We start from the raw sequence: 25,006 nt of genomic DNA on the forward strand, positions 1-25,006 counted from the left end.
AACAGGGAAGTCCTATGTCGGCGGTACGCATCGGCCCATATACATTGCACAACGGCTTGATTCTCGCCCCGATGGCGGGGGTCACCGACCAGCCCTTTCGTCAGCTTTGCAAGCAGTTGGGCGCGGGCCTTGTAGTCTCGGAAATGGTCACCAGCGACATGAGCTTGTGGAACAGCCGCAAATCGCGGTTGCGCATGATCCACGAAGGCGATCCCGAGCCACGCTCGGTACAGATTGCCGGTGGCGATGCACAGATGCTGGCAGACGCCGCCCGCGCCAACGTCGAGTTGGGCGCACAGATTATTGATATCAACATGGGTTGTCCGGCGAAGAAGGTCTGCAACAAGGCTGCCGGTTCCGCATTGCTGAAAGACGAAGCCCTGGTCAACGAGATTCTCCAGGCGGTGGTGGCCGCGGTGGACGTACCGGTCACCCTGAAGATCCGCACCGGCTGGGACCGGCAGAACAAGAACGGCCTGACGGTGGCGAAGATCGCCGAGCAGGCGGGCATCACGGCACTGGCGGTCCACGGTCGGACCCGGGCCGATCTGTACACCGGTGAAGCCGAGTACGACACCATTGCCGCGATCAAGCAGGCGGTGTCGATTCCGGTCTTTGCCAACGGCGACATCGACTCGCCCGAGAAGGCCCGGCAGGTATTGCACGCCACCGGGGCCGACGGGTTGTTGATCGGCCGGGCCGCCCAGGGGCGGCCATGGATTTTTCGTGAAATCGAACACTACCTGCGTACCGGTGAAACCCTCCCGGCACCGGAGCTGTTCGAAGTGGAACGTATTCTGCTAGAGCACCTGGCCGCGCTGCATGCCTTCTATGGGGAGGTCATGGGCGTCCGCATTGCGCGCAAGCATGTGGGCTGGTATCTCGCAACCCTGCCGGGCGCCAGGGAGTTTCGCGCCCACTTCAATCGTTTGGAAGATACGGAAGCACAATGCGCCAACGTTCGTGAGTTCTTTGCCGGACGTTACAAGAGCCTGGAAACAGGGGACGGAGAGGGGGTGGCCGCATGACGATGATGACCGAGACTTTAGTGAGTGGAACTACACCCGTGAGCGACAACGTGAATTTGAAACAGCACCTCAATACACCCAGCGAAGAAGGCCAGACCCTTCGCGGGAGTGTCGAGAAGGCGCTGCACAATTATTTCGCCCACCTTGAGGGCGCTGCCGTCACGGACGTGTACAACCTGGTGCTCTCCGAAGTCGAGGCTCCGTTGCTCGAAAGCGTGATGAACTACGTCAAGGGCAACCAGACCAAGGCCAGCGAACTCCTGGGCCTGAACCGCGGCACCCTGCGCAAGAAACTCAAGCAGTACGATTTGTTGTAAGCATTCAATCAAACCAGAAAGGCGCCCGCGTAAAAAACGGTCGCCTTTTTTGCTGACTCCTTTGCTTTTGATGGAAATTGAGATGACCGACCAGACTATCCGCCTGCCGATCCGCCGCGCCTTGATCAGTGTTTCCGACAAGACCGGGATCCTCGAATTCGCCAAGGAGCTGGAAGCCCTCGGTGTGGAGATCCTCTCCACCGGCGGGACCTTCAAACTGCTGCAGGACAACGGCGTGGCCGCAGTGGAAGTCGCGGATTACACCGGTTTCGCGGAAATGATGGACGGTCGGGTCAAGACCCTGCACCCAAAAATCCACGGCGGTATCCTCGGTCGTCGCGGTATCGACGACGCCATCATGAACGAGCACGGGATCAAGCCCATCGATCTGGTAGCGGTCAACCTCTACCCCTTCGAAGCCACCATTTCCAAGCCCGGCTGCGACCTGCCGACCGCCATCGAGAACATCGACATCGGCGGCCCGACCATGGTCCGCTCGGCGGCCAAGAACCATAAGGACGTGGCCATCGTGGTCAACGCCAGCGACTACGCCGGCATCCTGGAAAGCCTCAAGGCCGGCGGCCTGACCTACGCCCAGCGGTTCGACCTGATGCTCAAGGCCTTCGAACACACCGCCGCCTACGACGGCATGATCGCCAACTACATGGGCACCGTGAACCAGGCTGCCGAGACCCTCAGCACAGAAGGTCGCAGCGAATTCCCGCGCACCTTCAACAGCCAGTTCATCAAGGCCCAGGAAATGCGCTACGGCGAGAACCCGCACCAGAGCGCGGCGTTCTACGTGGAAGCCAAGCCTGCCGAAGTCGGCATCGCCACCGCCACCCAACTGCAAGGCAAGGAGCTGTCCTACAACAACGTAGCCGACACCGACGCGGCCCTGGAATGCGTGAAGAGCTTCGTCAAGCCGGCCTGCGTCATCGTCAAGCACGCCAACCCCTGTGGCGTGGCGGTGAGCCCGGACGCTGAAGGCGGCATCCGCCAGGCCTACGAACTGGCCTACGCCACCGACACCGAATCGGCCTTCGGCGGCATCATCGCCTTCAACCGCGAACTGGATGCAGCCACCGCCAAGGCCATCGTCGAGCGTCAGTTCGTCGAAGTGATCATTGCCCCGAGCGTCAGCGAAGAAGCCCGCGCCATCGTCGCCGCCAAGGCCAATGTGCGCCTGCTGGCCTGCGGCGAGTGGTCGGCAGACCGCGTACCGGCCTGGGACTACAAGCGCGTCAACGGTGGCCTGCTGGTGCAGAGCCGCGACATCGGCATGATCGGTGCCGACGACCTGAAAGTAGTGACCAAGCGCGCCCCGACCGAACAGGAAGTCCACGACCTGATCTTTGCCTGGAAAGTCGCCAAATTCGTCAAGTCCAACGCCATCGTCTACGCCAAGAACCGCCAGACCATCGGTGTCGGCGCCGGCCAGATGAGCCGTGTGAACTCGGCGCGGATCGCCGCCATCAAGGCCGAGCACGCCGGTTTGCAAGTAGCGGGCTCGGTAATGGCCTCTGACGCGTTCTTCCCGTTCCGCGACGGCCTGGACAACGCCGCCAAGGTCGGCATCACCGCGGTGATCCAGCCCGGTGGCTCGATGCGTGACAACGAAGTGATTGCCGCAGCCGACGAAGCGGGCATTGCCATGGTCTTCACCGGCATGCGCCACTTCCGTCACTGATACGACAACGGTCGCACTGACACCGGCATCTGCTGCGTTGGAGCCCACCTCGATGATGCTCATTGCCAACAGGCAACTGCGCTCATCGAGGTGGGCTCCGCCTTGCATCTACCACTGTCATTGCAACCTCCTGAGGCGTGCAGCTCTTCAGGTTCCAAAACAGAATTAGCGTCATCCGAGGTTTTTGAAATGAATGTACTGATCATTGGTAGCGGCGGTCGTGAACACGCTCTGGCCTGGAAAGTCGCTCAGGACCCACGGGTTCAGAAAGTGTTTGTCGCCCCGGGCAACGCCGGTACCGCCATCGAAGCCAAGTGCGAGAACGTCGCCATTGACGTCCTGGCCCTGGAACAGTTGGCGGATTTCGCCGAGAAAAACGTCTCCCTGACCATCGTCGGTCCAGAAGTGCCGCTGGTGGCCGGCGTGGTGGATCTGTTCCGCTCCCGTGGCCTGGACTGCTTCGGCCCAACCGCCGGCGCCGCGCAGCTGGAAGGTTCGAAAGCCTTCACCAAGGACTTCCTCGCACGCCACAAGATCCCGACTGCCGACTACCAGAACTTCACCGAGATCGAGCCGGCCCTGGCCTATCTGCAGGAAAAAGGTGCGCCGATCGTGATCAAGGCCGACGGCCTGGCCGCCGGCAAAGGCGTGATCGTCGCCATGACCCTGGCCGAAGCCGAGGAAGCCGTGCGCGACATGCTCGCTGGCAATGCCTTCGGTGATGCCGGTTCCCGCGTCGTCATCGAGGAGTTCCTCGACGGCGAGGAAGCCAGCTTCATCGTCATGGTCGATGGCAAGAACGTGCTGCCCATGGCCACCAGCCAGGACCACAAACGCGTCGGCGACGGCGACACTGGCCCCAATACCGGTGGCATGGGCGCTTACTCGCCGGCACCGGTGGTCACTTCCGAAGTGCACCAGCGGGTGATGGATCTGGTGATCTGGCCCACCGTGCGCGGCATGGCCGAGGAAGGCAACGTCTACACCGGCTTCCTCTATGCCGGCCTGATGATCGACAAGGCTGGCAACCCGAAAGTCATCGAGTTCAACTGCCGCTTCGGCGACCCGGAAACCCAGCCGGTGATGCTGCGCCTGCAATCGAGCCTGGTGCTGTTGGTGGAAGCCGCCCTGGCCCAGGCCCTGGACAAGGTCGAAGCCCAGTGGGACCCACGCCCAAGCCTGGGCATCGTCCTGGCCGCCGGCGGCTATCCTGGTGACTATGCCAAGGGCGCGGCCATCACTGGCCTGGACGCCGCCGCTGCACTGGAAGGCAAGGTGTTCCACGCCGGCACCGCACTCAAGGACGGTCAGGTCGTGACTTCCGGCGGCCGGGTACTCTGCGCCACCGCCATGGGCGACAGCGTCGATGCAGCCCAGCAGCAAGCCTACCGCCTGGCGGCCAAGATCGACTGGCAGGGCTGCTTCTACCGCAACGACATCGGCTACCGTGCCATTGCTCGTGAGCGCGGCCAGGAGTAAAGCTGCCAGTGCCCCCCGGCAAGGGCCTTGCGCCCTTGCCGTGCGGTCATTACGCCGCGCATAGTTATAATCAGGCATCAACCAATGAAGGGATTTCGCCGTGCGCTGGCTCAGGACTGCCCTAGGCTTCACCGTCACATTGCTGACCCTGCTCTGCTTGAATTCGGCCCTGGCCGCTCAAGGCAGTGGCTGGGCGGTTTTGCTCGACGAACAGGCCGACCTGCAGCTCAGTGACATCCGCTCCCCGCGCTACACCAACCAGTTCAGCCCCATCGAGCTGGACAAGCTGACCGCTGCCGAACCCGATGGCGCCCTGTGGTTGCGCTTCAAGCTCCAACCGGGGACCCACGAGCAGATCCTGCGGATCTTTGCCCCCGACCTGTCCCACCTGAATCTCTACGTGCTCGACGGCGACAAGCTGATCGAACAAGTGAACACCGGCTCCAGCCAGTCGCAAGCCCAAAAGCCCCTGCCCAGCAGCGACTTCATACTGCCACTGCCGCAAAGTGCCAAGCCGCTGGACGTCTATCTGCGCCTGGTGTCCGAACATGAACTGCGTCCCTACATCACCCTGCAATCGGCAGTGATGGGCGCCGCCGACCAGAGCCAGACGCTGATCTACGGCCTGTTGTTCGGCTGCCTGGCGATGCTGATCCTGCACAACCTCACCCGCTTCGCCTACACCCGATCACGCAGCAGCCTGTGGCTGGCAGCCTGTGAGGGCCTGCTGACCCTCAGCCTGCTGATGCTGCTGAACCTGTTCGGTCCCTGGCTGCCGGACTGGCAAGCGCTGCAGACTCCGGGCGCCTATGTGGCCCTGCTGCTGACCGCGCCCTGCGGGATGATGTTCGCCTACCGGTTCTTTGCGCCACTGGGTCCGCACCCGCTGAACCGCCTGCTGCTGGGCAATATCCTGCTGATCGGCCTGTTCGGTCTGTTGCTGCTGTTCGTCAGCACCCTGCCGCTGAACATCATCACCTACGGCCTGGTGGCCCTGGCCGGCCTGAGCATGCTGTTCGTCGGCGGCTACCACTGGCACAAGGGCTACCGTCCGGCTCGGCTGTTCGTGACCGCCATGGTGATTTTCAACCTCGGCACCCTGGTGATACTTCCGGCGCTGCTGGGCCTGACCCTGGTGGCGCCGCAAGGGCTGATCGTCACCCTACTGAGCGTGGTGTGCATCGCCGGGCTGCTGATGAGCATTGCCCTGGGCGAGCGCCAGCGCAACATCACCGAGAACCGCTTCAGCGTCAGCCGCGACCTGGCCGCCAGCACCGCCGAGGTCAATGCCAAGGCCGAGTTCCTGGCCAAGATCAGCCACGAGATCCGTACGCCGATGAACGGCGTGCTGGGCATGACCGAGCTGTTGCTGGGCACCCCACTGTCGGTCAAGCAGCGCGACTACGTGCAGACCATCCACAGTGCCGGCAACGAGCTGCTGACCCTGATCAACGAGATCCTCGACATCTCCAAGCTGGAATCCGGGCAGATCGAACTGGACGACGTGCAGTTCGACCTCAACGCCCTGATCGAGGATTGCCTGAGTATCTTCCGGGCCAAGGCCGAGCAGCAGAACGTCGAGCTGATCAGCTTTATCCAGCCCCAGGTGCCTCGGGTCATCAGCGGTGATCCGACACGCCTGCGCCAGGCCCTGCTGAGCCTCCTGGAAAACGCCCTGAAGAAGACCGACGAAGGCGAAGTGCTGATCGTCGTCGCCCTCGACGAACGCAGCAGCAAGCCGCGCCTGCGCATTGCCGTACAAGACAGCGGCCAGCCCATGGATACCGAAGAGCGCGAGGCGCTGCTGCACACCGAGCTGCACAGCAAGAACTTCCTCGCCACCACCCGCCTGGGCGGCAATCTGGGCCTGGTGATCGCCCGTCAGCTGATCCTGCTGATGCACGGCGAATTCGGCATCAAGAGCGGCACCAACCAGGGCAGCACCCTGTGGCTGACCCTGCCCCTGGACGCCGAGCGCCTGGAGCATCCCACCGCCGACCTCGACGGTCCCTTGCAGGGCGCACGGGTGCTGGTGGTGGACGACAACGACACCTGCCGCAAGGTCCTGGTGCAGCAATGCAGCGCCTGGGGCCTGAACGTCAGTGCCGTGCCTTCGGGCAAGGAAGCCCTGGCCCTGCTGCGGACCAAGGCGCACCTGCGGGACTACTTCGACGTGGTGCTGCTGGACCAGAACATGCCCGGCATGACCGGCATGCAACTGGCGGCGAAGATCAAGGAAGACCCAAGCCTGAACCACGACATCCTGCTGATCATGCTCACCGGCATCAGCAACGCGCCCAGCAAGGTGATTGCGCGCAATGCCGGGATCAAGCGCATCCTCGCCAAGCCGGTGGCCGGCTACACCCTCAAGACCACCCTGGCCGACGAGCTCAACCAGCGTGACAAGGCGCCCGCCGCCCCCTACAACATGCCCCTGAGTCCGACACCCGGCCCGGCGCCGGTCACTGTGCCCAGCGACTTCAGCATTCTGGTGGCCGAGGACAACAGCATCTCCACCAAGGTCATCCGCGGCATGCTGGGCAAGCTCAACCTGCAACCCGACACCGCCAGCAACGGCGAGGAGGCCCTGCAGGCAATGAAGGCCAAGCGCTACGACCTGGTGCTGATGGACTGCGAAATGCCGGTGCTCGACGGCTTCTCCGCCACCCAGCAGTTACGGGCCTGGGAGGTCGGCAACCAACGGGTGCGCACCCCGGTGGTGGCGCTGACCGCGCACATCCTCGCCGAGCACAAGGAGCGCGCGCGCCAGGCCGGCATGGACGGGCACATGGCCAAGCCGGTGGAGCTGTCGCAACTGCGCGAGCTGGTGGAACACTGGGTCACCCAGCGCGACCTGCGCGAGCGCAGCGCCGCACACACCAGTTGAGCCGACAGCCTCTGCAGCGCCTGTTAAACTCTGGCTCGCCCTCCCTAGTCGTGAGCTCCTGCCATGCTCCACGTGCTGTTCAGCGTTTACCTGAAGATGCTGGTGCTCTATAGCCCGTTCTTCGTCCTCTCGTGCTTCATCAGCCTGACCCGGGGCTACTCCTCCAAGGAACGCCGACGCCTGGCCTGGAAAGTCGCCCTGGCCACCCTAGTCTCCAGCATCTTGCTGTACCTGTTCGGGCGGGTGATCTTCAGCGTATTCGGCATCACCGTGGATGCCTTCCGCATCGGCGCGGGCAGTGTGCTGTTCATCTCGGCCCTGGGCATGGCCCAGGGCAAGTCGGCTGTACAGACCGACAACGTGCAGCAGGACGTGACCATCGTACCGTTGACCATTCCCCTGACCGTAGGCCCGGGCACCATCGGCGCCCTGCTGGTGATGGGGGTCAGCCAGCCCCACTGGGACGACAAGCTCACCGCCATCCTCAGCATCGCCCTGGCCAGCCTCACCGTGGGCGTGGTGCTGTACCTGTCCAACCGCATCGAACGCATCCTCGGCGACCAGGGATTGCAGATCGTCAGCCGGCTGATGGGACTGTTCGTCTGTGCCCTGGCGGCGCAAATCATCTTCACCGGAGTCAGGGGCTACCTGGTGCCTTAGGTCCGCCAGACAATACTCAAATCAAGCGACAGGCAACGCAATGCAGACTCTTCAACGACCCACCGGCACTGGGCCCGCTCCAGCGCGCGCCCAGTGCCTTGCACAGATCGGGCGCGGCCTGGCCTGCCTGCTGGCCGGGCTCCTGCTCATGCCCCTCCCGACGCTGGCAGCCGAATCGCCCCAGGCCAAGCTCGAGGCCTGGCTGAACCAGACCAGTGAATCCAGTGAGCGCTTTGGCGACTTTAAGGTGTACCACCGCCGGGACGGCAGCAGCCCCCGGGAAATCACCTACAAGGGCCAACTCTATCGGCCGCTGAACGCCTGGCAGATCACCGATGTAAAACCCACCGGGGCGACCCAGGGCGGACAGCCCGTACTGCTGGCCACCACCATCGAGTGGATGGGGGTCGGCACCGTGCTGATCGCGGTGCAGAACGACACGCCGCTGGCCCGCATCCTCAGCCCGGTCAAAAGTCGCGACGAGCCCGACTGGGGCCAGCCACAGCTCGGGCGCAACGACCTGCTGCTGTTCCCCGAGGGCGCACGCGCCCTGGTGCCCTCCACCGGGCAAGTCCTGTGGTTCGATGAGCGATTGCCCGGCTGGGGTTTCTCCCACTACGCCATGTTGGTGTCCGTGTCGCCGGACAATCGCAGCGCCGCATTTCTGGGCAAGGAAGGGCTGCTGCTCAGCTCGGCGGAACAGGGGGTGTATGCCCAACTGCCGATCAGCAAGGAGATGAATCTGAGCCAGCTCTGGCCACTGTTCAACCAAGCCGGCGCCCGTGCGCGAAAGGCCCTGGACGAAGGCCGGCGCATTGACCAGGGGCGCCTGCATCATGCCTTGCAGGTGGATTGGGTGGGCCGGCAATTCAGCTGGCAGCAGGTGCAGGGAACCTGGCAACTCAAAGGCCTGGGGCTGACCTCCAGCCCTCTGAAGAAGGAGCATTGAGTGATGACCGTTTTACGCCCAGGGCCCACTCGACACCTGCTGCAACTGACCGCGGCCATTGTGCTGGGCGGTTGCGCCAGCCATGGTGCCGAGCAACCCAGCGATATTCGCACCGAAGACGCCAAGGCGGCAGAAGCAGTGCTGGAGCTTCAGGTCAGCTTCGCCAAGGCGCCGGACTACAAGCCCGAAACCTCCGGCCCCTATGCGTACAGCCAGTACGTGAAGATCGAAGGCGCACCGACGCTGCAGATCCCGTTCTACCAAAAGGGCATCGGCTTCGAGCTGGGCGTGGTCGGTGACCCACGGGCGTTGCTTGCCCTGCCCTACCCCTCGCCCAAGGCCGACTCCGCGAGTAACACCTTGCGGGTCGTCGGCCAGCAGCTGGACAGCACCCACTACCGCTTTGTGGTGTTGCCGCTGTCGGGCTGGAACAGCCTCGACAGCTTCGAGGTGGCCTTCGCCCACAACGGCCGGCGCGAAGCCATGACCTTCACCTACAGCACGCAAGTGGCCTGCAATAGCAGCTTCGCGGTGACGACGCCGACCTATGGTTTCGCCCTGTCGGTGGCGGCACGCTTCCCCAAGGGATCGGGCTGCCTCAAAGCCTGCGATGCACGCCCGGAGTACGCCGGGCAATGCGCTTACAATTCCGGTTTCCGACAAGTCTCGAACCTGTAGAAAACCCTTCCAGCAGGAGCAGGAACCGCACCATGCCCTACAGCGCCGACGCGGCCTTTATCCAGGAACAATGGCAGAACGAATACTTCCCTCGGGAAAACACTCTGACCCTGAACACGGGTTTTTACTGCCTGTTCGACCTGCCCCACCAACATCCCCGGCTGATCAACAAAGTCTGGATGCCAGCCTTGGATTACCCCCGCCAGGATGAGCCCGGTTTTGTCATGCCCTTGGGATTTTCCGCCGACGGCCCACAACCCTTTTACGCCACAGGCGGCGAGACGGCGGCCTTTGGCGGCGACGGCTTCCTGTCATTGCAGGAAAAGGATTCGGACACTCTGATCTGGTTGATCGTGCTCAGTGAGACCAACCCCTTCAACCGTGTAGACATCCAGGGCCAGTACCTGTGTGCCGAATCCACATCCGGAGTCAGGGTACGAGTTCCCATCGAGCGGCCCGATCAGCTGACCCTGACCTGGCCCTGAACCGCGCCTTCAACAAGCCGAGCCCCATGGAAAAACTCACCGCCAACGCCGCCATCGACCTTCTGAGCACACACAGGCTGCCCGGCCTCGACGTCGCCGCCCGAGCCTGCCATCTCTTGAACTGGTGGGGGATGGACTGCGACGACCTTGAATTCGCGACACTGCCACCCGGCCTGCAGCAACAACTCATCTCGCAACCGGAGCCCCCGGACGATACGCAAGACCCGCTCTACGACGCGCTGCTGCTGATCGCCCTGCGCGCCGAATATCGCGGCGTGACTCACCTGTACCTGAGGCGCTGCCTGCGTGAAGCCGGGCTCGGCGACTTCGCCGTCGGCGCGAACATCGAGTGCCTGGAGGCCTGCCCCTGCTGCGGTTATCGAACCCTCTCGGCGCGGGGCGAATACGAGATCTGCGGGCTGTGCCATTGGGAAGACGACGGCAGCGAAGCGCTGGATGTGCTGAGCGGGCCCAACCATAAAACCCTGGGCCAGGCCCGGGAACACTTTGCCCAGCAGCAGAGCCGCCTGCCCTTGGACAAATGGCCACACATCACCAAGGACCACCCATGATTCCCCAGCAGTTGGTCACCCTGATCGAATCCCAGCCCAGTTTCCGCCAGCGCCCCGACACCGCAGAGGTCAGCCGAGCGCTGACCACACTGGGCATTGCCCTGGACAGCGAGTTCGCACAGATCTACCTGGCCTACCACCCCGCCGACTTCGAAAGCCGAGCGAACTACGAAGTGCTGATGGATATCGCCGAGCCCACCGAGGAGATCCTCATGGGCACCGAGTTCATCCATGAGGTCTGGGAGTTGCCAAAGCAATTTGTCGCCTTCACCTCATTGCAAGGCGAAGGCGGCTACTTGCTGGACAAGGACAGCGGCGGCGTCTGGGACTTCGACCTGGGCGACCGGGAAGCTTTCATCGCCGGCCGCATCCCGGCCAGATGGGCCAGCTTCTTCGAATTCATCCACTGGCTGCTGACCGCCGAACCCACCGACCCGTAGGAGCCGGCTTGCCGGCGAAGAGGCCCTTGAGCCTTGCACGGCTCTGGTGGACGCCTTCGCCGGCAAGCCGGCTCCTACAAGGGCTTGTTGCCGTACCAGCGCGGGGTGTACACCCACTCGCCGCCCTCGGCCCGGGGGAACACGCAGGTGGTGGAAGACCCCACCAGCACCATGGTGCGCATGTCCACCTGCTCCGGGGTCAGCTCGCCCAGGGTGATGACCCGCAGGGTCTGGCCCGGACGCCCAATGTCTCGACCCAATACCACCGGGGTTTGCGGCGTGCGGTGCTGGCGCACGATCTCCAGGGCCCGGCCCAGTTGCCAGGGTCGGGAACGAGAGATGGGGTTGTAGAAGGCCAGGGCCAGGTCGGCCTGGGACGCCAGGTCCAGGCGCTTCTCGATGATGTCCCAGGGCTTGAGGTTGTCCGAAAGTGACAACACACAGAAGTCATGACCCAGCGGCGCGCCGGCCTGGGCAGCGGTGGCCAGGGAGGCGGAGACGCCAGGGAGGATCTCCAGGTCGACGCGGTGCCAGGCCGGATCGCTGGATTCGTGCAGGGCTTCCAGGACCGCGGCCGCCATGGCGAATACCCCCGGATCGCCGGACGACACCACCACCACCGAACGGCCCTGGGCCGCCAGTTCGAATGCGTGGCGGGCGCGCTGCATTTCTTCGCGGTTGTCAGTGCAGTGCATCACCTGATCGGCGCGGAACGGGCCGGCCATGCGCACGTAGGTTTCATAGCCCAGGATGTCGTTGGCCCGGGCCAGTTCGGCCTTGACCGCCGGCACCATGAGCTCGGCCGCGCCAGGACCAAGGCCGATGACCGCCAGACGTCCGCGGGGACGGCCGATCTGCTCCGGGTCCAGGGGCTGATTGGCCACGGCGATGGCGATGTCGTCTCCCACCTTCAGCGGCGGCAGCAATTGCGGCACGGCTTGCTGTGCCAGTTCGGCGACACTGCCGGCGGCCGGCAGGAAGCGCAGCGGCACACCCAGTTGCGCAGCCGCCTGGTGCAGGGCGCGGTCGGCCATGTCGCTGTCGGCCGCCAGCAGGCAGGCAACGGACTGCACGGCGATTCGCGCCTGATGCAGGGCCTGGCGGATGTGCGTGGCGAGGTCGGTATCGCTGGCGCCAGCACGCTGGTTCCTGCGGCAGGCGATGAGGACGCTGCGGGGGTAGATCAGCAGCTCATTGGCCGCAGGCTCGCGCTCGGCAGAGCCGACCCGGATGGTCAGGCGGGCCTGATCATTCTCGGGCAGCTTCGCTGCGGCCAGCCAGGGTGCTGCGCCTTCGATACGCACGCTTTCGCCACCCAGCAGGTCGGAGACGAAACGCTTGCCCAGTTCCAGGTCGCCCAGGGCATAACCGCTGGGCGGGTTGAGCAGACAGGTGCCGAAGCGCAGTTCACCACTGGTGGTAATGGCCGCGGCCACTCCAAGGCCCGCCGCGATTTCCCGGGCCATGACGTTGACGCCGCCAAGGCCGCCCAGCAGCGGCACCACGGCGCTGCCGTCTTCGGCCACGGCCAGAACCGGCGGTTCGGCGCCTTTTTCCAGCAGCAGCGGCGCCAGGGTCCGGATCACGATACCCGCCGCACACAGGGCGATGATGGGCGTGTCCTGTTGATAGAGCTGACGCAGGGTGGCACCGAATTCGTGGTAGATCCGATCGGCGCCTTCGACCCGTTCCGCCAGACCGTGGATCAACGAGTCGGGATACAGCCGCTGGATCTGCCGCGCGGTGTCGAGGCTGCCTTGGCCAAGGATGACGATGGCCGGAGTTGAACGGGCCATCAGCCTTGCCACCTTTCGCCGGGCACTATGATCAGCGAGAAGTACGGCGAGGACATCGGCTCCACTTCATCCAGCGGCACGATCTTCTGGTTGGCCATGGTGGCGCGCTCGACGTACAGCGCACGCTGCGCCAGCCCCAGTTCTTCGAGGACCTGGCGCACCTTGGGGAAGTTGCGTCCCAGCTTCATCACCACCGCCGCATCGGCGTCCGCCAGACGCCGCTTGAGTTCGTCATGGGGCAGCACGCCCGAGAGCACCGACAGACTCTGGTTGCGATACACCAGGGGCGCGCCCAGCACCGAAGCGCCGCCCAGCATCGAGCACACACCCGGCACCACCTCGGCCTGGTAACGCTCGGCCAGACGATCGTGCAGGTACATGTAGGAACCGTAGAAGAACGGGTCGCCTTCGCAGATCACCGCCACATCCCGACCGGCATCCAGATGCAGCGCCAGCTCTGCGCTGGCGCTGTCGTAGAAATCGCTGATCACTTGTTCGTAGGACAGCGGTGCCGGCAGCACTTCGGTGGTGACCGGGTACACCAGCGGCAGCAGGGTCTGGGCCTGTTGCAGGTGCCCTTCGATGATGCCGAAGGCGTTGCCTTTCTTGCCCTTGGCCACGAAGTAGGCCACCACCGGCGACTCGCGCAGCAGGCGCAGAGCCTTCACGGTAATCAGCTCCGGATCACCAGGACCCACGCCAAGGCCGATCAAACGTCCAGGTTGCTGCATCATTCGATCTCCGTGGCCAGGGCGTTGACGGCGGCGGCCGCCATGGCGCTACCGCCCAGGCGACCCTGCATGATCACGAAGGGCACGCCGCGGCTGTCGGCGGCGAGCATCGCCTTGGATTCGGCGGCGCCGACGAAGCCCACTGGGAAGCCGAGGATCAGCGCCGGTTTCGGCGCGCCGGCGTCGAGCATTTCCAGCAGGTAGAACAGTGCTGTGGGAGCATTGCCGATCACCACGACGCTGCCTTCCAGGTGCGGACGCCAGAGCTCCAGAGCCGCCGCCGAGCGGGTGTTGCCCAGCTCCCGGGCCAGCTCCGGGACGCTGTCGTCGCGCAGGGTGCAGATCACTTTGTTGTTGGCCGGCAGGCGTGCCCGGGTAATGCCTTCAGAGACCATCCGTGCATCGCAGAGGATCGGTGCCCCGGCGGCCAGGGCATCGCGCCCGGCCTTGCCGGCGCCCGCGGAGAACTGCAGGCCGTCGATGGCCTCGACCATGCCGCAGGCGTGGATCACCCGTACCGCGAGTTTTTCCAGGTCGGCGGGAATGCGATCCAGCTTGGCTTCTTCGCGGATGATCGCGAAGGAGTTGCGATAGATCTCCTGACCGTCGCGGATGTAATCAATCATCTAGGTGGCTCCGTGGGCGGGCATCAAGCAGTGCCTCTGCCGCTTCAATAGAAAGGTTGCGTGCGTGCAGCGTGCCGAAACCCGGCTGTGCTGCCTCGCGCAAATACAAGTCGTAACGCCCTGGGGCCGTCGCCAGCAGGGTGGCCGGCGCCACATGGGCGGCGGCGCAGGAACGGGAACAGGCCGACAAATGCACCGCCTGCTGGCGGCCATGGCGCTGGAGCAGGGCTGCCAACTTCAGCGCATCGCCCTTGGTGTCGGCCAGGGCTTTGCCGCAGCCACTGGAGCCGGTACAGGCAATCAGGTGGGCCAGGGATTGTTCAGGGCTGCACAACAGGCCCAGTTGGCTCAGACCCGCCGTGACCCCGGGGGCATCCGAGGGGGCAATGCCGGGCAGCAGCAGGCTCTGCCAGGGCGTGAAGCGCAGGCTGGCGTCGCCGTACTGTTCGGCCAGTTGCGCAGCGCCCTTGAGCATGACGGGATCAAGGCGCCCCAGGGGCGCAACCGCACCGATATAGACCCGACCGCTTTCACGCTGTGGATAAGTCCCCAGGTGCAGCCCTGCGACCGAGGCCGGGCGCTGCCAGCCGTCGAGGCTCAACAAGGGTCGACTCAGGCGCCGGTTCAGATGGGCGAGAAAATTCGCCACCGGCACCTGCGCCAACAGGTGGCGCATCCGCGTCTGCTCGGGCGTCGCCAGCTCGAGAAACAGCTCCAGCACCGCCACCAGCAGTTCATGACCCAGTTCCTGAGGCACTGCCGCCAAGGGTTTATCCACAGGGCTGCCCGCCAGGCCAAAGGCCAACCGCAACTGCCCCTCCCGCACAAAGGCTGCCAGCCACAGATCGTGGTGATGTTCGAGCATGGCCAGGGCTTCGCCGCCATCGAGCTGCACGGCGAACTTGGCCGACAGTTCATGCAAGCGCGGGTGGCTCTGCAAGGTCTCGAGAATCTGCCCGGCCAGGGGCCGGGTATCCATCAGCGCTTGCCGATCAATCCCGGCGCTGGGGCTGAGCATCAGGTTGCGCACATCATCACCGGCGGCGGTGGTCGGTCCCAGGCCGGCCGCCAGCAGTTTGTCGATCAGCGCCTGCTGCTCGGCGCCAATACCGCGAATCTGCAGGTTGGCGCGGTTGGTGGCCTCGATCACACCGCCGGCATAAGCCTGCGCCGCCTCGGCCACCGCCGTTGCCTGGGCTGCACTGATGGCCCCGCCCGCCAGCTTGATCCGGCAGATGCCACCGTCCAGCGCCGGGACAATGCGCAGCAACCCCGGGCAGGCCGAGGGGCGGATGGCGGTGGACATCGGGCGTTCGTTCAAAGGGGTGACCGGCAGTGTGGGAAAAGCGCTTCGTCAGCGAAGGCGCGGTATTATGCCTGCTTTGTCCGAAGGCATGAAAAGCCTGCCTGTCGGAACCTTCGGTTTGAGGAATATAGATGTCGCCCTGGCTGACAGTAGTGGGAATCGGTGAAGACGGCTTCAAGGGCCTGGGCAGGAACGCCCGCCATGCCCTGCTGGGTGCTTCACGGATCATCGGCGGCCAGCGCCAGCTGGATCTGCTGCCGGCCTGCATCCGTGGTGAACGCCAGTTGTGGCCCAGCCCGTTCTCACTGGAGCCGGTGCTGAGCCAGCGCGGGACGCCGGTCTGCGTGCTGGCTAGCGGCGATCCTATGCTGTTCGGCGTCGGTGCCAGCCTGGCCCGGCAACTGCCGGCCGAGGAGCTGCAGGTGCTGCCCTTCCCCTCCGCCTATTCCCTGGCCGCCGCACGCCTGGGCTGGGCCCTGCAGGAGGTGGTCACGCTGTCGGTGGTGGCGCGGCCGATTGCCGCTCTCAATGCCCAACTGTTCAGCGGCGTGCGTCTGCTGGTGCTGAGCAACGACCGCCACAGCCCGGCCACCATCGCCGGACTGCTGCGCGAGCGCGGCTTCGGCCCGAGCCGGATCACCGTACTGGAGCACCTGGGCGGGCCCTTGGAACGACGCCTGGACAGCACCGCCAATGAATGGAGCGACCCGTCGATCGCCGACCTCAACCTGCTGGCCATCGAATGTCGCGCGGCCACCGATACGCCACAACTGTCCCGTCTGGCCGGCCTGCCGGACTCGGCTTTCCGTCATGACGGCCAGTTGACCAAGCGGGACGTGCGCGCCATCACCCTGGCCCGCCTGGCGCCCGTGCCCGGTGAACTGCTCTGGGATGTGGGGGCCGGCAGCGGCTCCATCGGTATCGAATGGATGCGTGCCCACCCCAGTTGCCGGGCCCTGGCCATCGAAGCCGATGACGGCCGCCAGCAGTTGATCGAACACAACCGCGACGTACTCGGGGTACCCGGGCTGCAACTGATTCGCGGCAGCGCCCCCCAGGCCCTGGCCGGACTGGAGCGTCCGGATGCGGTGTTCATCGGCGGTGGCGTGACCCGCGAAGGCGTATTACAGACTTGCTGGGAGCAGCTCAAGCCCGGTGGGCGCCTGGTGGCCAACGCGGTGACCCTGCAAAGTGAAATGACCCTGATGCACTGGCGCGACCAGTACGGCGGTGAACTGACCCGCATCCATATCGCCCAGGCCCAACCCCTGGGGGAGTTCGACACCTGGCGCCAGGCCCTGCCGATCACCCTGCTGGACCTGCACAAACCCCGGGACCTGCCATGAACCTTGCAGGAGCGGGCTTGCCCGCGAAAGCGCCCACCCAAGAGACCGCAGCGCGCCCTTCGCGAGCAAGCTCGCTCCTACGAGGGCTGGGGCATGCGTGAAGAAACAGCGGAACAACCCGCGCCCCTGCGCAGCGGCCTGACCACCGGCAGCTGCGCCACGGCCACCAGCCTGGCCGCCGCTCGCCTGCTCCTGGGGGGCGTCAACGCGGACGCGGTGGATATCGTCCTGCCCAAGGGTAAACAGGTGCAGATGCGCCTGGAGTTCTGCCGCCGTACCCGCGACGGCGCAGAGGCCGGAACCCTCAAGGATGCCGGCGACGACCCGGACGTGACCCACGGCGCCCTGCTCTACTCTCAGGTGCGCCTGACTCCCGAGCCGGGAATCCGCTTTATCGCCGGCCAGGGCGTGGGCACCGTGACCCGCCCCGGGCTGGTGCTGGCAGTGGGCGAGCCGGCGATCAATCCAGTGCCGCGCCGGATGATCGGCGAGCACTTGCAACGGCTCGCCGAGGAGCAGGCCTACCCCGGCGGGTTCGAAGTTACGGTGAACGTCGAGGGCGGAGCGGAACTGGCCCTGAAAACCATGAACCCGCGCCTGGGGATTCTTGGCGGGCTGTCGATCCTGGGCACCAGCGGCATTGTCCGGCCCTTCTCCTGCGCCGCCTACATCGCCTCGATCCACCAAGGCATCGACGTGGCCAAGACCAATGGCTACCTGCACATCGCCGCCTGCACCGGCAACGCCAGCGAGGACACCATGCGCCGGGTCTATGAGCTGCCGGAAATCGCCCTGATCGAAATGGGCGACTTCGTCGGCGCGGTGCTCAAGCACTTGCGCAAAGTACCTGTGGATAAACTCAGCCTGTGCGGCGGCTTCGGCAAGATCAGCAAACTGGCCGCCGGGCACATGGACTTGCACAGCCGCCACTCCAGCATCGACCTGCCGCAACTGGCGCAATGGGCCGCCGATGCGGGTGCCGATCCGGCGCTGCAACAGGCCATCCGCGAGGCCAATACCAGCCAGCAGGCGCTGGCCATGGCCAGCGCCGCGGGGGTCACCCTGGGGGACGTGGTGTGCCAGCACGCCCTGGACTTCGCCCGCAGCGTGGTGCCCGCTCAAGTCCAGGTGGAAGTCTTCGCCATCGATCGCCAGGGCGGCATCGTCGGCCACGCCGGAGCCTGGCAATGACCCGTATCCTGCTACTGGGCGGGGTCACCGAGGCCCTGGCCATCGCCCGCACCCTGAGCCCAACACATATCTACAGCCTGGCCGGAGTAGGCCGGGTGCCCACCGACCTGAACTGCCAGGTACGAGTCGGCGGCTATGGCGGTGCCGAGGGGCTGGCACGCTTTATCCGCGAAGAGCGCATCGGCCTGCTGCTGGATGCCACCCACCCTTACGCGGCACAGATCAGCGCCAATGCACAAGCTGCCGCGCAACTGACCGGGATTGCCTGCTGGGCCTTGCGGCGTCCGGCGTGGCAACCGCAGCCCGGGGATGACTGGCGCGAGATCACGGATTGGCCGCACTTGGTGCAGGCCTTGGAACCCTTCAAGCGACCCTTGTTCACTCTGGGTCGCGAACCCTTGCAGCATCTGGAAGAAATTCCGGCCGGCCAGTTCTGGACCCTACGCGCCCTGGACGCCTACCCGGGCAACCCGCGCTGTGAAGTGATCGGGGCCCGCGGGCCGTTCCTGATCGAAGACGAACGGGCGCTGTTCGTGCGTCGGCAGATCGACGTGCTGATCAGCAAGAACAGCGGCAGCAGCGCCACCGAACCCAAACTGGAAGTGGCCCGCGAGCGGGGCATACCGGTGCTGGTGCTCAAGCGTCCCGAGTTGCCCGAGGTCGACCGCCAATTTGCCAGCGTAGCCGAGGTACTGAGCGCCCTGGGGCAACTGCCTCACGCCTGACAGACAAAGACGCCAAGCCCCACAGACTCTTGGGATTCCCCTGGCAGCGATCGATAAGGCAGTGCTTTAGCCTCCTTGGAACGATCCAGTGGCGACCGGTTCATCAGTAGCCGGTCGTCGCGCCAATCGATTTCAGTCTGGCAAATGACTTGCTAGGCAGTATCCCAAGGAATACAGTCACCATGTTCGTCTTTGAGCAGACTCAGGCGTTCACCCATTGGCTGCTACGCCTAAAAGATCCCCAGGGAAAAACCCGCGTGCTGGCCCGGATCAGGGCGGCGCAACTGGGCCGTTTCGGCGACTGCGAACCCGTGGGCGAAGGTGTCTATGAAATGTGCATCCATCGCGGCCCCGGCTACCGGGTGTACTTCTCGCGCCGGGACACCGTGATCTACCTGTTGCTGATCGGCGGTGACAAGAGCACCCAGAGACGCGATATCCAACGCGCCAGGCAGCTGGCCCATGACCTCAAGAGCGAGGGCTGAAACATGCGTACCCCAGTGACCCGCTTCGACGCGGCAGAGTACCTCAAGACCCCGGAAGACATGGTGGCCTACCTCGACGCCTGCTTCGAGGAAGACGCCGGCGACGGCGTGCTGATCCGCGCCGCGCTCAACGACATCGCCCGCGCCCGGGGCATGACCCAGGTGGCCCGCGACACCGGCCTGGGTCGCGAGAGCCTGTACAAGTCCCTGGGCAGCCAGGGCAATCCCGAGTTCGCGACTATCATCAAGGTCATGAAGGCACTGGGACTCAAGCTTCACGTCAGCCTGGCCTGAACTGGCACTGCGACACCACACCGCATACGCTGCTTTTTTACTTATCCACAGCGATCAGGCTAAATACCCGCCTGATCGCTCAACCGACGGATCGTCCCCATGTCCCGACAACGGCTCGCATTTGCCTGGATCGCCTGCTTCGCAGTGCTGTTCAACATGCTTGCCATGCCGCTTTCCGGGGCCATGCAACGCAACGATTCGGGGCTGGACGAACAACTGCTGTGGGGCAGCTTCTGCTCTTCCAGCGGCACCAGGATGGTGGCCATTTCCCTGGGCAAGCTTGAGCAGAAAGCCCCGCAGAACGACGACCACTCGAACATGCAGCACTGCTGGTGCTGTTCCGGCTCGGCGCCTCTGGTGGCCCTACCGGGCCATGTGCCGCAGCTGAACTTCATTCGTTTCGCCGCCCAGCCGGGCGCGCCGCAACCGAAGATCGCAATGCTCACCCCGCGCCAGCAATGGCCCAGCCTGAACCCCGGTGCCCCGCCTCTGGCATGATTCCCTTTCGCAAGTGATCTGCGTATTTGAATCGTTCTGGAGAACCGTCATGTCCAAACCGTCCCTGGTCAAGCAATCCCTGCTCCTGGCCGCCCTGCTGCTGCCTGCCTGTTTCGCCACCGCCCACGACTACAAGGCCGGTGAGTTGCAGATCGCCCATCCCTGGTCACAGGAACTGCCGCCGAACGCGCCGACCGTCGCCGCTTACTTCGTGGTGCACAACCCGGGCAAGAACGCCGACACCCTGCTCAGTGTCGACTCGCCGATCTCCGGTCGGGCCGAACTGCATGAACACGTCATGCAAGGCGACATGATGAAAATGCAGCAAGTGGCCAAGGTCACGGTGCCCGCCGGCGGCGAGGCGACCTTCGCCCCCATGGGCTACCACGTGATGCTGATGGAGCTCAAAGACCGCAGCCTGCTCAGCGACGGCAAGCGTTTCCCGCTGACCCTGCACTTTGAAAAGGCCGGCGATGTCACCGTCGAAGTGGCCGTACAGAAGCAGCCGCCGGCCGCCACGCAAGAGTCCAAGCACGCTCACTAAGCTGACCGGCTCGTTACCGTGAACGCCCCGCACGCGCCTGGCCGCAGGCGGTCCGCGCCGCGTCGCAACTCCCCGGGAGTCCGCCGCGGCAGCTGGATCAGCCTGTTCGCCATGCTGATGATCTTTATCGGCCCGCTGATCTCTCAGTCGATGCCGATGGATCACGCGATGCCGATGAACATGTCCATCTCCATGGACATGGGCGACGGCGAGCCCGGCTGTCACGGTGAAAGCCCGCATCAGGCCCAACAAGGCAAGTCCCAGGGTGAACAACACGTACTCTGGGAAAAATGCGGCTATTGCAGCCTGCTGTTCAATTGCCCGGCACTGCCTTCGGCGCTGTCGTTCGCCGCTCTGTTCACGCCGCCCACGCCGTATTTCCTGATCCCCGCCACGCGCCTGGGCCACGCCCGGCAGACCGTGTTCCCCGGCGCCCTGACCCGCGCCCCGCCGATCCTCGTCTGAGTCTCCAGCTCATCTCACACGGCCGACTGTCATCGCGACAGCCGCGTAGTTGCGGCCGTGTCATTCAAGACCGATCGATGGAACCTCTATGTTTTCTGCTGACACTCGCCTGGGCGCTGCCCAGCCATCCAAGCCCTTTGCCCTGAACCCGTCGCGCCTGCGTTTCAACCATGCCCTGGCGGTGCTTTGCGGCGTGCTGCTGACACCCCTGGCCCTGGCCGACGAGGCTCCGACGGACCACTCCCGACACGGCACGCAATTGAGCCCGACGGTGATCACCGCCATCGCCCCCAGCTCGCCCCTGACCGTGGTCACCAATCCCAAGGACCCGCGCCAGCCGGTCCCGGCCAGTGACGGCGGCGACTACCTGAAGACCATTCCCGGCTTCGCCCTGGTACGCAATGGCGGCACCAACGGCGACCCGGTACTGCGAGGCATGTTCGGCTCGCGCCTGAACATCCTCACCAACGGCGGCATGATGCTCGGTGCCTGCCCCGGTCGCATGGATGCACCGACCTCCTACATCTCCCCGGAAACCTACGATCGCCTGACCGTGATCAAGGGGCCGCAAACCGTACTCTGGGGCCCGGGCGCCTCGGCCGGCACGGTGCTCTTCGAGCGTGAACCGGAGCACTTCGGCGAACTCGGCACCCGGGTCAACGCCAGCCTGCTGGCGGGCTCCAACGGCCGCTTCGACAAGACCCTGGATGCTGCCGCCGGCGGCCCCCTGGGGTATGTGCGAGTGATCGGCAACACCGCCCACGCCGACGACTACAAGGACGGCAACAACGACACCGTGGCCTCGCGCTACGACAAGTGGAACGGTGACGTGGCGCTGGGCTGGACCCCGGACGCCGACACCTTGCTGGAGCTCACCGCCGGCAAGGGCGACGGCGAAGCCCGCTACGCTGGCCGTGGCATGGACGGCTCGCAGTTCAAGCGCGAAAGCCTGGGCCTGCGTTTCGAAAAATCCAACATCGGCGAGGTCCTGGACAAGGTCGAGGCCCAGGTCTACTACAACTACGCCGACCACGTGATGGACAACTACAGCCTGCGCACCCCGTCCGGCACCGGCATGATGGCCGGCCCCATGGCCTCCAATGTCGACCGTCGCACCCTCGGTGCACGGATCAAGGCCACCTGGCGCTGGGCCGACCTGCAGTTGATCGGCGGCCTGGATGCCCAGACCAACGAACACCGCAACCGCGCCAGCGGCGGTATCGATACCTACAAGCAGCTGCCTCGTACCAAGGACGCCGACTTCCACAACTACGGCGCCTTCGGCGAACTGACCTGGTACGCCGCCGAGCGCGACCGCCTGATCACCGGGGCCCGCCTCGACCGCGCCTCGGCCAAGGACTATCGCGAGCGCACCGGCTCGGGAATGATGAGCCGCCCCAACCCCACTGCCGGCGATACCCGGGCCGACACCCTGCCCAGCGGCTTCGTGCGTTACGAGCATGACCTGGCCGACAGCCCGACCACCCTCTATGTCGGCCTTGGCCACACTCAGCGCTTCCCCGACTACTGGGAGCTGTTCTCGCCGAAAATGGGTCCGGCAGGCTCGGTGAACGCCTTCGATTCGATCAAGCCGGAAAAGACCACCCAATTGGACTTCGGCCTGCAATACCAGGATGAAGACCTGGAAGCCTGGGCCTCGGGCTACATCGGCCAGGTGCGCGACTACATCCTCTTCGACTACAGCTCCATGATGATGGGCATGAACATGTCCCGGGCCGAGAACATCGACGCACGGATCATGGGCGGCGAACTGGGCGCGGCCTACAAACTGACCTCCAACTGGAAAGCCGATGCGACCCTGGCCTACGCCTGGGGCAAGAACAGCAGCGACGGCAAGGCCCTGCCGCAGATGCCGCCGCTGGATGCGCGCTTCGGCCTGACCTACAGCGAGGACAACTGGAGCGCCGGGGCCTTGTGGCGGGTGGTGGCAGCGCAAAACCGCGTTGACCTGAACAAGGGCAACGTGGTCGGCAAGGACTTCGGCAAGAGCGGTGGCTTCGGCGTGTTCTCCCTCAACGGCGCCTACCGGGTCACCAAGAACCTCAAGCTCAGCACCGGGGTCGACAACCTGTTCGGCAAGGCCCACGCCGAACACCTGAACCTGGCGGGCAACGCCGGCTTCGGCTACCCGGCCAATGATCCCCAGGCGATCAAGGAACCAGGGCGCACCCTCTGGACCAAGGTCGACCTGAGCTTCTGATCCGTCTTCGCCGGCACGCCGGCTCCTCGTCGTAGGAGCTGGCTTGCCAGCGAACAGCCCCCATAAGAAAAGATCCACAGCCCTGCGGAGCGTTCCCCGATGAATCGACCCAAAGTGTCTTTCTACAACCTGGCCTGGCGCTGGCATTTCTACGCCGGGCTTTTCGTTGCTCCTTTCATGGTGATGCTGGCCCTGACCGGCATCGTCTACCTGTTCAAGCCACAGCTGGACCCGTTGATGTACGGCAGCCTGCTCAACGTTCCCCCGGGCCATCACAGCCTGAGCGCCGATGAGCTGCTGCAACGGGTGCAAGCGGCCTACCCCCAAGGCCATGTCAAACAATACCTGCCGCCCCTGGATAGCGAACGCAGCGCGCAGTTCGTGGTGCAGGATGCCGGCCACGAACTCAACGTGTTCATCGACCCCTACCACGGTGACGTGCTCGGCGAGCAGGATGCCAAGGCCAACCTGCAGGCCGTGGCTCGGGCCATTCACGGCGAGCTGATGATCGGCACCGTCGGTGACCGGCTGGTGGAACTGGCCGCCGGTTGGGGCATCGTCCTGGTGATCTCGGGCCTGTACCTGTGGTGGCCTCGGGGCCCGTCTTCGGCGGGCGTGCTGTGGCCCCGTTTCAGCGCCCGCGGCCGGCTGTTCTGGCGCGATCTGCACAGCGTGCTGGGCTTCTGGGGCGCGGCCTTTCTGCTGCTGATGCTGCTCAGCGGCATGACCTGGACCGGCTTCTGGGGCAAGCAGTACGCCGACCTGTGGAACCGCTTCCCGGCGGCCATGTGGAACAACGTGCCGACCTCCGACCAGCAGGCCCGGGAGCTCAACAGCGCCACGCGCCAGACCGTGCCCTGGGCCCTGGAAAACACCCCGATGCCGATGTCCGGCGACCACGCCGAGCACATGGCCCACAACGCCGCGGACGCGGCGCCGGCAGCGCCGTCCATCAGCCTGCAAGCGGTGCAGGATATTGCTCGCCAGCGTCAGGTCGAGGCGGGCTACAGCATCACTCTGCCGAGCACTGCCACGGGCGTATTCACCATCGCGGTGTTCGCCGACGACCCGCGCAACGATGCCACCCTGCATGTTGACCAGTACAGCGGCAAGGTCCTGGCCGACGTACGCTGGCAGCATTACAGCTCCGTGGCCCGGGCCACGGAGCTTGGGGTGATGCTGCACGAAGGCAAGATGTTCGGCCGCTTCAACCAGATCCTGGTGCTGGTGGTGTGCCTGATGATCCTGCTCAGCGCCGTGAGCGGCATCGTCATGTGGTGGAAGCGTCGCCCCCAGGGCCGACTCGGCGTGCCCCCACTGCGCCACGACCTGCCGAAATGGAAAACCGCGATGTTGATCATGGCGCTGCTGGCCCTGGCGTTTCCTTTGGTCGGGGCCTCGCTGATTGTGGTGTGGCTGCTCGATCGCCTGCTGCTCTCACGCTTCAACCGCGGGCCTGAATCTGCTTCATCTTCAACATGAATCAGCCGAGATGCGCGTTCCAGAGAGCTCTGTAGAATCTCGGCGCTTTAGCCGTGCACAGTTATAATGTTACTTTATAACACTAAAGTGTAAGATCCCTGCCCGCAGTCC

25 protein-coding genes are annotated in these 25,006 nt (G+C 64.8%); 21 read left to right on the top strand and 4 right to left on the bottom strand.

Going from position 1 to position 25,006, the window contains the following annotated elements:
• Positions 1-14 precede the first annotated feature (14 nt).
• The 11 genes from dusB (at position 15) to FW796_RS14145 (ending at position 11,185) form a co-directional block, all read left to right on the top strand.
• Positions 15-1,028 carry a tRNA dihydrouridine synthase DusB gene (gene dusB, locus FW796_RS14095; protein ID WP_346636311.1) on the top strand — a complete coding sequence of 338 codons (1,014 nt, stop codon included), beginning with the start codon at positions 15-17 and terminating at the stop codon, positions 1,026-1,028.
• Positions 1,025-1,345, top strand: a complete 321-nt coding sequence (gene fis, locus FW796_RS14100; protein WP_003186237.1) for a DNA-binding transcriptional regulator Fis — start codon at positions 1,025-1,027, stop codon at positions 1,343-1,345. The genes dusB and fis overlap by 4 nt, the downstream gene beginning before the upstream one ends.
• An 82-nt stretch (positions 1,346-1,427) precedes the next feature.
• On the top strand, positions 1,428-3,035 hold the full coding sequence (gene purH, locus FW796_RS14105) for a bifunctional phosphoribosylaminoimidazolecarboxamide formyltransferase/IMP cyclohydrolase (RefSeq protein ID WP_446439485.1): 1,608 nt from the start codon (positions 1,428-1,430) through the stop codon (positions 3,033-3,035).
• Positions 3,036-3,224: 189 nt separating this feature from the next.
• A complete protein-coding gene (purD, locus tag FW796_RS14110; RefSeq protein WP_346636313.1) occupies positions 3,225-4,514 on the top strand; it encodes a phosphoribosylamine--glycine ligase in 1,290 nt (429 codons plus the stop codon).
• A gap of 100 nt (positions 4,515-4,614) precedes the next feature.
• Positions 4,615-7,401, top strand: coding sequence for a hybrid sensor histidine kinase/response regulator (locus FW796_RS14115; RefSeq protein WP_346636314.1), 2,787 nt, complete (start codon positions 4,615-4,617; stop codon positions 7,399-7,401).
• A 63-nt stretch (positions 7,402-7,464) separates the two neighbouring features.
• Complete coding sequence (locus FW796_RS14120) at positions 7,465-8,061, top strand: MarC family protein (RefSeq protein WP_123723472.1); 597 nt, start codon at positions 7,465-7,467, stop codon at positions 8,059-8,061.
• Between the two features lie 148 nt (positions 8,062-8,209).
• Entirely contained in the window at positions 8,210-9,010 is an 801-nt protein-coding gene (locus tag FW796_RS14125) for a hypothetical protein (RefSeq protein ID WP_446439486.1), read from the top strand.
• Between the two features lie 3 nt (positions 9,011-9,013).
• Complete coding sequence (locus FW796_RS14130) at positions 9,014-9,688, top strand: hypothetical protein (RefSeq protein ID WP_346636316.1); 675 nt, start codon at positions 9,014-9,016, stop codon at positions 9,686-9,688.
• A gap of 32 nt (positions 9,689-9,720) precedes the next feature.
• Positions 9,721-10,173, top strand: coding sequence for a hypothetical protein (locus tag FW796_RS14135; RefSeq protein WP_346636317.1), 453 nt, complete (start codon positions 9,721-9,723; stop codon positions 10,171-10,173).
• A gap of 26 nt (positions 10,174-10,199) precedes the next feature.
• Complete coding sequence (locus FW796_RS14140) at positions 10,200-10,745, top strand: CPCC family cysteine-rich protein (RefSeq protein ID WP_404938158.1); 546 nt, start codon at positions 10,200-10,202, stop codon at positions 10,743-10,745.
• Positions 10,742-11,185, top strand: coding sequence for an SMI1/KNR4 family protein (locus FW796_RS14145; RefSeq protein WP_346636319.1), 444 nt, complete (start codon positions 10,742-10,744; stop codon positions 11,183-11,185). Before FW796_RS14140 ends, FW796_RS14145 begins: the two co-directional genes overlap by 4 nt.
• A gap of 74 nt (positions 11,186-11,259) precedes the next feature.
• Here the strand turns inward: FW796_RS14145 and cobJ are convergent, their stop codons facing one another.
• The 4 genes from cobJ to cobG are packed head-to-tail and all read right to left on the bottom strand — an operon-like array spanning position 11,260 to position 15,644.
• Complete coding sequence (cobJ, locus tag FW796_RS14150; RefSeq protein WP_346634621.1) at positions 11,260-12,981, bottom strand: precorrin-3B C(17)-methyltransferase; 1,722 nt, start codon at positions 12,979-12,981, stop codon at positions 11,260-11,262.
• Positions 12,981-13,712, bottom strand: a complete 732-nt coding sequence (locus FW796_RS14155; protein WP_346634627.1) for a precorrin-2 C(20)-methyltransferase — start codon at positions 13,710-13,712, stop codon at positions 12,981-12,983. The genes cobJ and FW796_RS14155 overlap by 1 nt, the downstream gene beginning before the upstream one ends.
• Positions 13,712-14,338, bottom strand: a complete 627-nt coding sequence (locus tag FW796_RS14160) for a precorrin-8X methylmutase (RefSeq protein WP_102862983.1) — start codon at positions 14,336-14,338, stop codon at positions 13,712-13,714. The genes FW796_RS14155 and FW796_RS14160 overlap by 1 nt, the downstream gene beginning before the upstream one ends.
• Positions 14,331-15,644 carry a precorrin-3B synthase gene (gene cobG / locus FW796_RS14165; protein ID WP_446439487.1) on the bottom strand — a complete coding sequence of 438 codons (1,314 nt, stop codon included), beginning with the start codon at positions 15,642-15,644 and terminating at the stop codon, positions 14,331-14,333. The genes FW796_RS14160 and cobG overlap by 8 nt, the downstream gene beginning before the upstream one ends.
• Positions 15,645-15,775: 131 nt before the next feature.
• On the opposite strand from cobG, the gene cbiE reads away from it, so the two are divergent.
• The 10 genes from cbiE (at position 15,776) to FW796_RS14215 (ending at position 24,895) form a co-directional block, all read left to right on the top strand.
• Entirely contained in the window at positions 15,776-16,990 is a 1,215-nt protein-coding gene (gene cbiE, locus FW796_RS14170; RefSeq protein ID WP_446439488.1) for a precorrin-6y C5,15-methyltransferase (decarboxylating) subunit CbiE, read from the top strand.
• A gap of 93 nt (positions 16,991-17,083) precedes the next feature.
• Positions 17,084-18,181, top strand: a complete 1,098-nt coding sequence (locus tag FW796_RS14175; protein WP_346634618.1) for a cobalt-precorrin-5B (C(1))-methyltransferase — start codon at positions 17,084-17,086, stop codon at positions 18,179-18,181.
• Positions 18,178-18,906, top strand: coding sequence for a cobalt-precorrin-6A reductase (locus FW796_RS14180; protein ID WP_446439489.1), 729 nt, complete (start codon positions 18,178-18,180; stop codon positions 18,904-18,906). The genes FW796_RS14175 and FW796_RS14180 overlap by 4 nt, the downstream gene beginning before the upstream one ends.
• Before the next feature lie 182 nt (positions 18,907-19,088).
• Positions 19,089-19,391 (top strand): type II toxin-antitoxin system RelE/ParE family toxin, encoded by a 303-nt coding sequence (locus FW796_RS14185; protein ID WP_404938156.1) that lies wholly within the window; start codon positions 19,089-19,091, stop codon positions 19,389-19,391.
• 3 nt (positions 19,392-19,394) lie between these two features.
• On the top strand, positions 19,395-19,685 hold the full coding sequence (locus FW796_RS14190) for an addiction module antidote protein (RefSeq protein WP_123723459.1): 291 nt from the start codon (positions 19,395-19,397) through the stop codon (positions 19,683-19,685).
• Positions 19,686-19,784: 99 nt separating this feature from the next.
• Positions 19,785-20,183 (top strand): DUF2946 domain-containing protein, encoded by a 399-nt coding sequence (locus tag FW796_RS14195; protein WP_346634616.1) that lies wholly within the window; start codon positions 19,785-19,787, stop codon positions 20,181-20,183.
• A gap of 49 nt (positions 20,184-20,232) precedes the next feature.
• Positions 20,233-20,727 carry a copper chaperone PCu(A)C gene (locus tag FW796_RS14200; protein ID WP_123723457.1) on the top strand — a complete coding sequence of 165 codons (495 nt, stop codon included), beginning with the start codon at positions 20,233-20,235 and terminating at the stop codon, positions 20,725-20,727.
• 18 nt (positions 20,728-20,745) lie between these two features.
• On the top strand, positions 20,746-21,192 hold the full coding sequence (locus FW796_RS14205) for a DUF2946 domain-containing protein (RefSeq protein WP_446439490.1): 447 nt from the start codon (positions 20,746-20,748) through the stop codon (positions 21,190-21,192).
• A gap of 88 nt (positions 21,193-21,280) precedes the next feature.
• On the top strand, positions 21,281-23,413 hold the full coding sequence (locus FW796_RS14210; protein ID WP_446439491.1) for a TonB-dependent copper receptor: 2,133 nt from the start codon (positions 21,281-21,283) through the stop codon (positions 23,411-23,413).
• A gap of 99 nt (positions 23,414-23,512) precedes the next feature.
• Entirely contained in the window at positions 23,513-24,895 is a 1,383-nt protein-coding gene (locus FW796_RS14215) for a PepSY-associated TM helix domain-containing protein (RefSeq protein ID WP_446439492.1), read from the top strand.
• Positions 24,896-25,006: the final 111 nt, after the last annotated feature.

This window comes from Pseudomonas sp. 910_21, from assembly GCF_052850735.1.